Here is a 13,541-nt window from a genome sequence, read left to right as displayed (position 1 = left end):
CCTGACCCCGCACGAACAAGCGAAAACTAAAAATGATTATCCGCTTAAAAATACGAATAAATACCTGTCGGATTTTACAGTAGCAAGCGGCAGGTCATAAAAAAGGGTTGCTGTAATACAGCAACCCTTTTTTATCAGGATCTATTCTTTATTTTTTCTTCTCAGCCCTGGCCCGCAGCTCCGACAAAGGCATCGCAATGATGCGTCCCTTTTGTTTTCCATCCTGATAAGTAACCACTTTCAGCATAACCGCATCTTTGGGTGGGGTCAGTGCAGAACTGTACACAGGATAATGATTATCGGGAAAACTGTTATCAAAGCTGTAATGAATATCCAGTGATGCTACTTCTTTACCCAGTTCAATCTTCAGTTTACCATCACTGGTAAGACTGGCTTCAAAGCTGGGATCGTATACACTGGGGGCGTATTTTTTATCAGCCACATCATAACGCTGAAAATGCTGCTCTACTTTACCGAAGAAATGCTCCCAGTTCTTTTTTTCTTTGGGTGACCATAAGATTTCAGAAATAGCGAATGCTCGCGGCCAGGTCATGTATTGCTGGTGGCGCATGTTATACACCTGCTCGGTCCATAAATTCGCCTGCCCTCCTAAGATGTACTTGGGATCCACTTCTTCAGGCAGTGGTTCAAACTCATAGGTTTTGTTTAAACGGAGCGAAGCATAAATACGTGGCTCCACAATGGGATCACCCTGCATATAATCCAGGTAGGCATACGTGGTCGGACTCATCACTACCTCATGTTTCATTTGTGCTGCTTTGATACCGCCTTTCATACCCTGCCAGCTCATGACAGCTGCCCCGGGGGCAAGGCCACCCTCCAGTATCTCATCCCAGCCAAGAAATTTCTTTCCTTTGGAGGATACGATCTTTTCCAATCGCTTCTCAAAATAGCTTTGCACTTCTTCCATATGCGTAAGTCCCTCCCGTTTCATGAGTTCTTTAACAGCATCAGATTTTTCCCAGAAATTTTTCGGACACTCATCGCCACCTACATGGATATACTCAAAGGGGAACAGCTGAGCCACCTGTGTCATTACCTTATCCAGAAACTCATATACTTTTTCATTGGCCGGGCAAAGGGTGTTATCTACCAGTGCTGTAGGCGGATTACCGTGCGACCAGTCCATGATCTCCTCACCTGAACGAACCTGGTAGGTATTGGCTTCTGGTGTGCAGGACAGTTCGGGGTAAGATACCACAGCAGCAAGACTATGACCCGGCACATCGATTTCCGGGAGAATATTCACAAATCGTTCCCTGGCATATTGCACCAGTTCTTTGATATCATCTTGTGTATAAAACCCGCCAAAATCTTTGGGTTCATCAGGTGTTGGCTTACTGAAAGTACCGAAATAGCCTACTTTCTTCACGTTCCAGGCACCCAGTTCCGTAAGTTTTGGCAGTCCTTTGATTTCTAATCTCCAGCCTTCGTCATCGGTCAGATGCAGGTGCAGCAGGTTATATTTATAGCGCACCATGTCATCAATGAACTGCTTCACTTCCGCTTTGGTAAAGAAGTGACGGGCCACATCGAACATAAGACCCCTCCAGCCAAAACGAGGTACATCAGTGATCTCTACTACCGGGGCCTCCCATTTTACACCCGCTACTTTTGTAGCACTTTCAATCTCTTTCGGAAATAATTGGAGCAATGTTTGTACACCATAAAACAAACCGGCAGATTCATTGGCTTTGATCACTATGTTTTTGGTGGTAACAGACAGCTGGTATCCTTCCTTACCGATGGATTTGTCTTCTGTCTTATTCAACACAAGCCTAATATCAGCACCTGGTAATTGATTACTCACGGTATAAGAACTACCAGCCGTAGTCGAAAAATGTTTTTTCAGCGTAGCCAACACCTGTACCAATCCGGGATTCGAAGGTGCTTCAATGCGAAGATTGGCAGGCAGTTTAAAAACGCCTTCACCCTGCTTAACCGAAACCGGTTCTGGAATAATGGCAATCTTCTTTTTTGCAGACTGGGCAGTAACTGCCAGGCAAAAGAACAGGCAGCAGATCGTTAATGTTTTTTTCATGCAGAAAATTTTGAAAAGTATTAATATAAAAAGTAAAAAATGGGTTCAAATAAATATTTTTAAGTTCCTATTCATCCTTATCAGACTACTATGCATCCCATACGCGCCATCTTATTCGACCTTGACGGTGTGATCGTAGATTCCAACCCAGCCATTGAAAGCTTCTGGAAAAGCATTACTGACCAGGAAGCCATTGAACTTACCGATACCGCCATCCGGACCTGGATACACGGCAGGAAAGTGGGTGATACACTCGCCGGACTCTTCGGGCATCTTTCCGAAGAACGGCACCAGGAAATCCGGGAAGCCGCCTACCAATTCGATTTGAGCATTGCACCAAAAGCCGTAGCCGGGGTGACAGATTTTATCAGGCAACTCGGGGAATATTCATTACCCGTTGGCCTTGTTACCAGTTCACATCATTCCCGAATGCTGAACATGATCACACAGCTGGATCTTCATGACCGGTTCACTCATTTTGTAACAGCACAGGATGTCAGCAAAGGCAAACCCGATCCTGAACCCTACCTGGCCATGAGCAGCAAAATGGGACTGGATCCCGGCGATTGTCTTGTATTCGAAGATGCCATCAGTGGTATCCAGTCTGCTCAAAATGCAGGTATGCACAGTATTGGTATCGGTAAAAACTGGGCCCGACAGGACCTTTGTCTTCACGGTGCCAAGGATGTGATCAGCAATTTTTCGGAGATCCGTATCCATCAAAGAACTTTTACCACACCCAACGGAACGGTCTTTAGTGCCGTTGGATAAGGCTTTATTTAAATAGCTTATTAATGATGTTACCGCCAACCTTTTTACCGGCTTCTGCTCCCACATCCACACTGTTCCGGTAGTGGATCCCGCCATACACACGGCTGATAGAAGCTTCTGCTGCCGCTTCCTGAAAGGAATTGAAATGTCTTTGCATCCCGATATAGCGAAGATCACTGGTATCCTGAAAGGCAAATTTTTCACCATACAAATGTGCGAGCACCACAGCAGCTGATGCAGTGATAGTACTATGTCCGCTGGTATATTCCGGGAATGGTGGTGTTTGCAGAAAAGGCGTCCAGCCCTTATCAATATGCTCATTGATTACGGTCACCGGGCGCACCACATTACTCCTGTATTTCTCATCCCAACAGGAAATAAAGGCATCATACAAAGCAATCGCCGTTAAAGCATAGCCCTGAGCTGTTTTCACAGCATCGGCTTTGGTAGACTGGGCCGCAATGGCTGCAATCCCCATCCAATGCCCGCCAGGAGTAATCTTTTTGTTTCCGAACATCATATGACCTGAATGTTCAATTACAAAAGGATTATCGTCCCAATACCGTGCAATGGTCTTTTCTTCTTCGGTCAGGTTTTTAGAAATAGCGTATACTTCCTTCACTTCCTTAAAGAAAAAGCTGTTGCTGTCGATACTGTATTTAGGTGGTCTTACGGGTTTGAACTGTGCTGCAGAATCCAGCAGCATGGGTTTCATGGTATTCCAGCACCACTCTATCCCATCCAGGTAATCAGGTGGAGTAGGATGCCATTGCCCGGGGTCATTGTTGCCCAGGAATTTTGGTTTCCCACGCGAAGCCGTATAACCATCATTGGCAGCACGTGCCAGTACGGTTTTGCCAATGGTATCTCCGAAAGCAACTGAACGTTTAAAAGTTTCTTCATCCATAGCAGATCTGAACCGGCTCATAGTAGCTTTTTCATAGCTGCTCAATGAATCCAGGGAGAAGATTACTTTATGTACTACCGTAAAAAACGCCTGTGTGGCTGCCAGCGCGTAATTGTAGGTTTTGTTCTTCTCCGGTTCCGGCATCGGCTTGAAACCATTCAGCTTTGCAGCAATAGAGGGTGTTCCCGGCTTGGCAAAACGGATGGCTTCATAAGAAGCCAGAGAAGAATAAACATATATCCTGCTGCTCACCGGCGGGGTAAACATATCGTAGATGATGATTTGTGTAAGTTGATCCTGGTTATTATGCAATACCGCCACTTCATCAATAACCGTTTCTTTTTTACCACCGCAGGCGGTAAGCAGCCAGATGGCCATTACCATCATACTACCCGCATAAAAATGTTTTTTCATATTGTGATTATTTACATTAATTCAACTGGATCCTTCTAAGATTTCCTTTCATGTCTTTGATATCAATTCCCCCGGTATTCAGCGGAACCTGCAGGAACCGGCCCGACTGCGACAGGAAAGATGCACCGTAATACAATTCCTGCTTTTGTTTCCGGCCATCTTTCAGAAAAATAGTGGCGCTGACGTCTGCAGACGTTACCGGAACCAGTTTTACGGGATGCTTTTGTTTAAACACGCGCAACGGCCCCCTGTTTTCGCTGGCAGCTACCAAAGCCGTACCGTCTTTCCCACGCAACTGTACCAATGCTTTTCCATTACCGGGCAGGAACATACCACTTTGCAATATCGACAAGGCCTTGAAATTTCCCTTACCATCGCCTTTCAGCACCAGACCATTCAGGGCATCGTAGCGGCCCACAGACACTTCGGTTCCATAATCGTTACCATTGATGGCCACATCCAGGTTTCCATCACCGTCAAAATCCGCTACAGACATACCATTTAATGCAGAGAATTGTGCCTGTTGCGGCAATTCGCTCATGGTGAAAGTTCCGTTGCCTTCGTTTCGCAGGTACACAGACTGAAACGTGTTGGCCTCCACCCTTTGCGCCTGTTTGAATTGCTCAGGCGGGAACAGTTTATCCATGGTGGCTTCTGCATAAGTCTTGTAATTCTGGAATCGGGTACGCATACTGATCATCTGTTTCACAATATCATCCCTTGTCTGCGCAGGAAACTCTTTCATCTCTCCTTTCTTATCCGGCAGGAACAAGGAAGGAAAAGCATCATAACTTCCATTCTTATCAAAATCGGCAGCGGTAATATGTACGGGATACTTTTCGCTGGCTCGGTAAAAAGAATTCTGTCCCATATTTCCAACGATATAATCGATATCACCATCATTGTCAAAATCTCCCGGCGCAATGGTGTTCCACCAGCCGGTTTGTTTCTGTACGCCTGATCGTACCGTAACATTGGTGAATACTCCTTTTTCGTTTTTCAGGAAAGTGACGGGCATCCATTCGCCTGCCAGTATGAGGTCAGACCAACCATCGTTATCGAAGTCTGTAAACAATGCATCGCATACCAATCCTATATTCTCCAATGGTTTTGCCACCTGGCTGGTAACATCTGTAAAGCGAACCTGCCCGGGGCGGGAATCGTTTCGATAGATAAAACTGGAAACCGGTTTGGGGTAGTTCCAGGGATCCACCCTTCCCGAAACAAAAATATCCAGGTCGCCATCATGGTCATAATCAATCGCCCTTACACACATTTTACTGGTCATATTGGTTGGCAGGGCTTTCATGTCGATTGTGTAATTACCCTTCCCGTCATTCACATACAATTTATCCTGGTAAACAAGGGTATTCCTTTCATTCTCGTAACCACCACTGGCTACATATAGGTCCAGGTCGCCATCCCCATCCGCATCAAACAGGAGCATACCTTCATCCTCCCATCGTTTGGTATTGATGTCCGCTCCCGGGAAAAGCGCTTTTTGCACAAACTTTCCATCTGCCTGCTGCAGGAACAGCTGACCACTATACGAGAAAGACCCGCCCGTTACCAGATCATCCAGCCCATTCCCATCGACATCGCCCACGGCCAGTGCCGGACCATATTCCGAGAATTTGTGCGGGATCAGTTTCTGGATATTAAAATCAACAAAATCTTTTTCAGGATGTATGTACCGGATACTCACCGCGTCAGTAATATCCGTAAACAAAGAACCGGTTACAAAAGCTTCCCGTTTGAATTGATAAGTCTCCTGAGCATCTGGATAGTTCACTGTAAGTCGCTGATCCACCTTCACATTGCGCAGCCGCTGCATTTTTCCGTTTGGCCAGCGAACAATCAGAGAATCTATTACGGTTGTTTTACCCAGTCCAAAATGTGCCTTGGCATCTACTGATGATAAATAGCCGCGATAAGGCGTATGCTCCAGAAATTGTTTTTTACCATTCCCATAATACAATTCCAACCAGGTTCCCAAGCCTCCTTTATTCAGACTGTCACCGTGCAACTGTATCTGCAGAAAATGATTCGGGTCTTTCTGACCCTTTGACTGTTCCTGCGCATTGTTCCGGTAAAGCCCTGCTTCATCATTGATGTTGTTTACTACCATATCCAGATCACCATCATTATCCAGGTCGGCATATACGCCTCCATTGGAAAAACTGGGAAGGCTTAATCCCCAGTCACCGGTAACATTCGTAAAATGAAGGTCTCCATTGTTTCTGAATGCATAATTGTGGATCTTGACTTCTGGTATCTGGGCCAGCAATTGTTTCTTGGTAGCTACCGAATAAGCCGTGTTCCGAAATGCCACAAAATCATGGTCGGTCACATCCTTGGGAAAACCGTTGGTAACAATAATGTCCCGGTTTCCATCATTATCGAAGTCGGCCACCATCGGCGTCCAGCTCCAGTCTGTTTCTGCAATGCCTGCATAAAATGAGACATCACTGAAAATAGGGTCGCCTACCGAATCGTTCTGCCCTACCCTTGGCCCCTGGTTCAGTTGCAACATGTTCCGGACATACTGGTATTGATATCCGAAATAATCGCTGTTCTGGTAGGTCTGGTAACTGTTGGCATTCATCATCATCTTTTTCCGGTAGTTGTCTTCCGGGTTCATATCCAGGGTGATCACATCACTCAAGCCATCGTTATTGATATCCACCACATCGTTGCCCATGGCGTTTGCCGCCGTGTGTTTGAAATAGGTATTCAGCTGTTCACTGAAAGTGCCATTCCGGTTATTGATCCATAACAGGTCGTTCGACAGGTAATCATTACTCACATACATGTCCTTCCAGCCATCTTTATTGAAGTCGGCTATAGTGACTGCGTGGCCATACCCTTCCACCAGTATACCCGCTTCTTTCGAAACATCCTTGTACACGGGATGTTTCAATGTACTGTCCCAGTCGTTACGAAATAACTTATCGGTATTCCTATGGCTGCCGTCTTTCAGGATGGGTCTGAAACGATTGGGGTAATCATTTTTAACAATCTCATTGTTGACCATATATACATCCAGGTCACCATCATTATCGTAATCAAAAAAAGCGGCCATGGTTCCGTGGGTAGTATCGGCAAGCCCATATTCGGCAGCAAGGTTCCTGAAATGAGGCACCCCGTCTTTATCATTTCCCTGGTTCACATACAACAGGTGTTCACGGAGTTTTGGATTCTTCAGCAAAGTGGCACTCACATAAACATCCATCAAACCATCATTATTGATATCAATCACAGATACACCCCTGCACCATTTACCATCTCCGTTCACACCTGCCTTATCAGTAACATCCTCAAAAACGAAATTACCTTTATTGAGGTACAGTTTATTCTGTACAAGGTTTCCTGAAAAATACAGATCAGGCAAACCATCGTTGTTAAAATCTCCCACACCAACACCTCCGCCATTGTATACGTTTTCAAAATCAAGCACATTCACAGAATCGTTTTCCCGGATCTGGTTATTGAAATGAATTCCAGACTGGCCTGCATCTATTTTTGTAAAAAGCGGCTGGTTACGTTTGCAGGAAATCAGCAGAAAAGACAAGAGACAGAAAAAAAAAGAAAGAAAAAGAGTTACAGGATATTTCATTGGAAAGCAGGTTCTGGCAATAACAAAATAAGGCACTACAATATCCTTAAAAAAAATGAAAGAGGCAGTGTAAACACTGCCTCTTTCGCAAAATAACTATGATCAAAACAGTCAGTGATTAGTAGCCGGGGTTCTGCTTCAAAGCACCCTTACTCAGATCGATCTGCGACTGCGGGATCGGGAAGTACTCATTCTTTCCTTTGGTGAATGTGGCACTGGTCAGATACGTACGCTTGGCTTTTTCTTTGGCGATATAGGCGTTCAGCTCAACATCTGCTGTACCATAACGTACCAGGTCGAAGAAACGGTGACCTTCCATAGCCAGTTCCAGTTTCCTTTCAAAGCGAACGGCTTTGCGACCGTAAGCCTGGTCTGGGAATACCAGGTATAATCCCACCTGATAATTCGCTGCATTAGCACCACCGGCCTGTTTAACCCAGGTACCAGGATTGTCTTTTACCCTTGATCTTACCTGGTTAACCAGTGCTACGGCATTGGCCAGTGAGCCCACTTCTACCTCGCACTCAGCAGCCCATAACAGAACGTCTGCGAAACGGATGAAAGTGTAGTTGTTAGCGGTTACACCAGCGGTCCAGAAGGAGTTATCGGTCAATGCTCCAGCCTGACGCTTATAGTACACGTGTTTGATAGGCGCATAAGGTCCACCGTTGTTCTGGTCACGAATCCAGTCGTTACCTGGGTGTAAGCCCCAATCCAGGTAAGGGATACCCCTTCTGCCGATAGTGAAATCCAGGCGGGGATCCACCGGAGTGGTCACATCAGGTGTGAAAGCCTGAGAAGAAGTCAATCCCTGGTCATTCTTGAAATCAGTTGCATTCCAGGTATCCAGCAAAGGAAGGCCGGTAACAGGATCAACTTTATAAGAGTTGGCAAGACTGATAGATGGCTGGTAAAATCCGCAGCATCCGCCAGGACCACCATTGTAAGGAAAATTCAATACATCTCCCCATCCACCGTTATCACCGCTTGAGTTATCGTTTACAGATTGCTGGCAGGAGAATACTGCTTCTGCAGAGTTTTTGGTTTCCGCATTGAAGTTGTCGAAGAAATTCTGCATCAAAGCATATTTCTTACCGTTAGTGGTAACACCATTGGCGATCACGTCCTTCAGGATTGGTAAAGCTGCCGTATAATCCTTCTTGAACATCAGCGCCTTTGCCTTCATTGACTTAGCAGCCCATGAATTGGCGCGGCCTACAGAGCTCTGCGTAGCAGGAAGGTTAGCGATGGCATAATCCAGATCGGCCAGAATATTGGGCCAGATATCTGTTGTATTGGCCACATTATAGTTACCGGCTGCATAAGTGATGGTCTCATCGATAAAAGGCACATTGTTCCACATTTTCTTAGCTTCCATATGATAATGTGCACGCAGGAAACGGGCTTCAGCGCCAATGCGCTTTTTGTCCGCATCATTGATATCGCCGGCAGCAGCCATCAGGCGAAGCACGTCGTTACAACGCTGTACGGCATCATACACAGCCTGCCATTTTTGGTTGAAATAACCATTGGATGCTGTTGGCGAATAGGTTTCAATAGGCACGATATCTGCCTGGTCACCCGGGTCAGATCCTTTGTAAGCATCATCAGATGCCACACCACCGTAAACCCAGTTGGAACCAGCACTCTGCCAGCCACCACCGGCACCGCCGTAACCATCCAGCATGGAATAAGCTCCGATCAGTACCCCTTCCACACCGGCTTTATTGGCCAAAGTGTTCTGGTCTAATGATCCGATCGGCGATTTATCAAGGAAATTCTTAGAACATGCGTAGAACAGCACCAACGAAGTGGTAACGCCTACCAGTAATATTTTGAATTTAGATTGTTTCATATTGCAATGTTTAAATACAATTAAATGGGTTAATTAGAAGGTTACGTTTACGCCGAAGTTGAAATTTTTCTGGTTATTGGGATAGTTACCATAATCAATTCCAAAAGCTGCGTTAGAACCAGACAACTCAGGATCTAACCCTGTGTATTTTGTAATTGTAAATAAGTTAGCAGCCTGCACATAAAACCTGAGTTTTTCAATACCCCATTTCTTAGACAGGGAAGCCGGCATGTTATAACCAAGGATCATGGACTTACATCTCAGGTAAGAACCATTCTCTCTGTAATAAGAGTTAGGTACCTGGTTGGTACTGAAGCTGGCATCGTTCTCTGCGATAGGTACATTGGTATTCGTACGGGTAGGCAACCATGATTTGGTCAACGCGTCGATGCTCTTCGCGCCCTGGAAAGAAGGATAGAAATCAGTCCAGTAACGTACGTAGTTGATAACATCGTTACCCACAGAAGCATACATAAAAGTTGAAAAGTCCCAGCTCTTATAGCTAACGCTCAGGTTCAGACCCAGTGTATACTTAGGATTGGGGTTACCAAAATAAGTCCTGTCGGCATCTGTGATCTTACCGTCACCGTTAACATCCCTATACTTGAAACGACCTGGTTTGGCTCCATCCTGAGTAGCAGATTTTGACACATCAGCTGCATCCTGGAACAAACCAACCACTTCGTATCCATAGAAAGCACCGATCGGATGTCCCACTTCGTTCCTTACAAAGCTTCCAATACGTGATCCACCCGCATTAAAGTAGTTACCGGGGATATTCACGATATTACTCTTATAGGTAGTGAAGATGGCTCCGATATCATATTTCCAGTCACGGGCGGCAGTGCCATGATAGGTCAATGACGCGTCCACACCCTTGTTCTGGATATCGCCGATATTTACGTTGGGCAAGGCTGCACCACCTACTGTGGCAGGAGCCTGGTCGGTAAACAGCAGACCGTTGATCTTCTTCTCATAGTATTCGATAGAGAAGTCTACTTTATTCTTGAACAACTGTGCATCGATACCGAAGTTGGTCAGGATATCTTCTTCCCATCCGGTCTTAGGGTTACCGATACGGGTTGCGTAGAAACCTTGTACAGAGCTGGAACTGGTACCATTGATATCATAGAAAGAACTTCCGGCACGGCTTCCATACTGGCTGAAGGCGTTAGAAGGATTTACGTTGGCCTGGTTACCCATCTTACCCCAGCTTCCCCTGATCTTCAGGTCATCAATCCAGTTGATATTCTTCATGAAGTTCTCACGGGAGATCCTCCATCCCAAAGCAAAGGCAGGGAAAACACCATAACGCTTTTCCGGTCCGAATCTGGAAGATCCGTCGCGACGAACTGTTACACCCAACAGGTATCTATCATTATAGGCATAATCAACTTTGCCGAATACCGAGAACAGTGAATTCTGGTAAGCATAGCTATAGTTGGTAAATCCTGAAGAACCACCGCTCAGAGTTCTGTAGTTAGGATTGTCTGTGAAGTAACCAAGCGCTCCGCCACCTACACCACGACCATAGGCTTCAACAGCTTCCACTCCAGCCAGCGCAGTCACGGCATGTTTACCGGCAAATACATTGCTGTACTTAATGGTGTTGGTCCAGGTCCACTGCCTGTTATAACCGGCATTCTCGCTGAACGAGTTGGAACCATTGTTCTCCGCATTCTCATAGGTACGGAAGCCATAGTTATAATAGTAGAAATTGCTCATAGTACCACCAAAAGAGGTTCTGGCAGTAAAGTGATCGGCAAAGTCAACTTCTGCAAACATATTACCCTGGATATCCCAAGAGTTACCTTTGTTATCATTGGCCCTCATACGCATCGCAACCGGATTCTGGGCATTACCCAGACCTTTTGCTGCAGTTCCGGCGAATCCTCCATTGATATCAAATACCGGGATGATCGGTTGCTCACGATAAGACATGGAAATCTCGTTACCCTCACTCTGGTTTCCGATCTGTGGATTGTCCCTGTTGAAGATGTACAGGTTCTCTCCTACGCGGATATTCTTGCTGATATTATAAGTGGTATTAACACGGGCAGAATATCTTTTCAGGTAAGTACCAATCAAAGTACCCTGCTGGTTGAAATAATTCAGAGAGAACAGGTAGGTGTTCTTTTCATTACCCCCACTGGCAGTAACGGTATGGCTCTGGATAGAAGCTGGACGGAAGATCTCATGGAACCAGTCTGTACCTACTTTGTTGGCGGCAGTGATCTGGTAAATACCCTTGTTGAAATCAGTCACATTGTATTTGGCCAGGTCGGCAGCAGAAATGGTACCCACGATACCGGCTCCACTGGGTCCATTCATGATATAATCAGGAATAACTGGTGTAGCCCCGCTACCATACTGAGGGTGTGTAGTGGGCTGACCGGAATTTTTCAATGCCAGCCAGGTAAGATCGGCCATACCCTGCGTACCCAGGAGGTTAAAGGCATTACCGCCTACAGGTCTTTGTGTACCGATATAGGCATCATAGGTTACGGTGGCGCGGCCGGACTTACCTTTTTTGGTAGTCACCACAATAACACCGTTAGCACCCCGTACACCATAGATAGAAGCAGCACCGGCATCTTTCAACACCTGGATAGATTCGATCTCTGAAGCATTCAGGTTGTTCAAACTTCCCTGTACACCATCCACGATCACTAATGGGTCAACATTACCGAAAGATGTGATACCACGGATACGGATATTACTACCCGAACCCGGTTGACCGGAAGTGATCACGTTCAGACCGGAAGCACGACCCTGTAACATCTGTACGGGGCTACCGGCAGGAACGGCTTTCAGCTCATTTACATTTACCACGGAAACGGATCCCGTGATATCTTTTTTACGTTGGGCAGAATAACCTGTCACCAGCACCTCATTCAACTGACTGGTGGTTTCCACCATGGCAAAGTTGAATTCAGATTTACCAGATACAGGCTGTTCTACGGCTTCAAAGCCCACCACGGTTACAACCAATACCGCTTTAGCGCCGGCATTGATGGTGTACACCCCATCATTATTGGTAAGGGAGATCACGGTGGTGCCCTTTACCTGTACGGTAGCACCCGCAATCGGCTGGCCGTTTGCTTTGTTGGTAATTTTACCGGTTACAGTCTTCTGGGCAAATACATTGAAACTGAAAAAGACGAGAAACAACGCGAGGAGGTAACTCCGCACAAGCAGGTTAATTTTCGTTGGCATAGCAATTTGGGTTGTTTGTTAAAGGATTATAGCAATCTTGGATAAATTTATAACGATTTGTTAATGACGCAATATGTTTTTTTAACAATTTGTTGTATGATTTTATCAATTATAATATGTAAATTATACACATTATAAAAAACTAACGTGTGTTTTTACCACTCAAAATACAATACCAGCAAGGGTTTTCAGGAAACTTGCGTTTTTTTGTACATTCATGCAGGAATCTGCAACTTTGAAAAACGATGAATTTTAGACACATATTAGTATCATCCATAATAATTGTTGCAGCATTGTCTTGTAGTGATGCGTCCCTGGATTCCCAGCCGAAAATAACCATAACAAAAGGGGTTCCAGCGCTAGCAACCACTGTTCACTGGATAGATTCCAGTCTGGACCTGGGTAAAATTCCCATGGGAGATTCCGTGGTGTTCTATTTCAGGTTCACCAATACAGGTACTACCCTACTGGTTCTGGGATCCATTTACACCGGCTGCAGTTGCACAACAGTTTCCCACGAAGGCACTGCAGTTGCACCAGGTATGACTGATAGCATCAAAGCTATCTTCGATACACGCAAATCCGTTACAGGATTTGTGAGCAAAACTATACAGGTTAAAGGCAACATGGCAGGAGGCGGTAAAGTGCTGCACTACCGTGCAATGATCACCGGTCACAAAGCGGTTACAGGCCTATGATC

The 13,541-nt window shown here is 45.6% G+C and carries 7 protein-coding genes; 2 read left to right on the top strand and 5 right to left on the bottom strand.

The window, feature by feature from the left end; genetic code table 11:
* Positions 1–148 precede the first annotated feature (148 nt).
* Positions 149–2,062: a beta-N-acetylhexosaminidase gene (locus ACH3Y6_RS11600; RefSeq protein ID WP_490835775.1), complete on the bottom strand. Its 1,914-nt coding sequence runs from the start codon at positions 2,060–2,062 to the stop codon at positions 149–151.
* Between the two features lie 90 nt (positions 2,063–2,152).
* Here ACH3Y6_RS11600 and ACH3Y6_RS11595 point away from each other — a divergent pair, with 90 nt between their 5' ends.
* Positions 2,153–2,833: an HAD family hydrolase gene (locus ACH3Y6_RS11595; RefSeq protein ID WP_490835774.1), complete on the top strand. Its 681-nt coding sequence runs from the start codon at positions 2,153–2,155 to the stop codon at positions 2,831–2,833.
* A 4-nt stretch (positions 2,834–2,837) separates the two neighbouring features.
* On the opposite strand, the gene ACH3Y6_RS11590 is transcribed toward ACH3Y6_RS11595, so the two are convergent.
* The 4 genes from ACH3Y6_RS11590 to ACH3Y6_RS11575 all read right to left on the bottom strand — a co-directional run bounded on the left by ACH3Y6_RS11590 (position 2,838) and on the right by ACH3Y6_RS11575 (position 12,841).
* Positions 2,838–4,154: a vanadium-dependent haloperoxidase gene (locus ACH3Y6_RS11590; RefSeq protein WP_490835773.1), complete on the bottom strand. Its 1,317-nt coding sequence runs from the start codon at positions 4,152–4,154 to the stop codon at positions 2,838–2,840.
* Between the two features lie 16 nt (positions 4,155–4,170).
* Positions 4,171–7,770 (bottom strand): VCBS repeat-containing protein, encoded by a 3,600-nt coding sequence (locus ACH3Y6_RS11585; RefSeq protein WP_490835772.1) that lies wholly within the window; start codon positions 7,768–7,770, stop codon positions 4,171–4,173.
* 118 nt (positions 7,771–7,888) lie between these two features.
* A complete protein-coding gene (locus ACH3Y6_RS11580; RefSeq protein ID WP_490835771.1) occupies positions 7,889–9,625 on the bottom strand; it encodes a RagB/SusD family nutrient uptake outer membrane protein in 1,737 nt (578 codons plus the stop codon).
* 33 nt (positions 9,626–9,658) lie between these two features.
* Positions 9,659–12,841 carry a SusC/RagA family TonB-linked outer membrane protein gene (locus ACH3Y6_RS11575; RefSeq protein WP_490835770.1) on the bottom strand — a complete coding sequence of 1,061 codons (3,183 nt, stop codon included), beginning with the start codon at positions 12,839–12,841 and terminating at the stop codon, positions 9,659–9,661.
* Positions 12,842–13,086: 245 nt separating this feature from the next.
* Here ACH3Y6_RS11575 and ACH3Y6_RS11570 point away from each other — a divergent pair, with 245 nt between their 5' ends.
* On the top strand, positions 13,087–13,539 hold the full coding sequence (locus ACH3Y6_RS11570; protein WP_490835769.1) for a DUF1573 domain-containing protein: 453 nt from the start codon (positions 13,087–13,089) through the stop codon (positions 13,537–13,539).
* Positions 13,540–13,541 lie beyond the last annotated feature (2 nt).

The sequence above is a fragment of the Sediminibacterium sp. FW305-C-269 genome (assembly GCF_058231045.1).
This window is presented reverse-complemented; position numbering and strand designations above follow the sequence as displayed.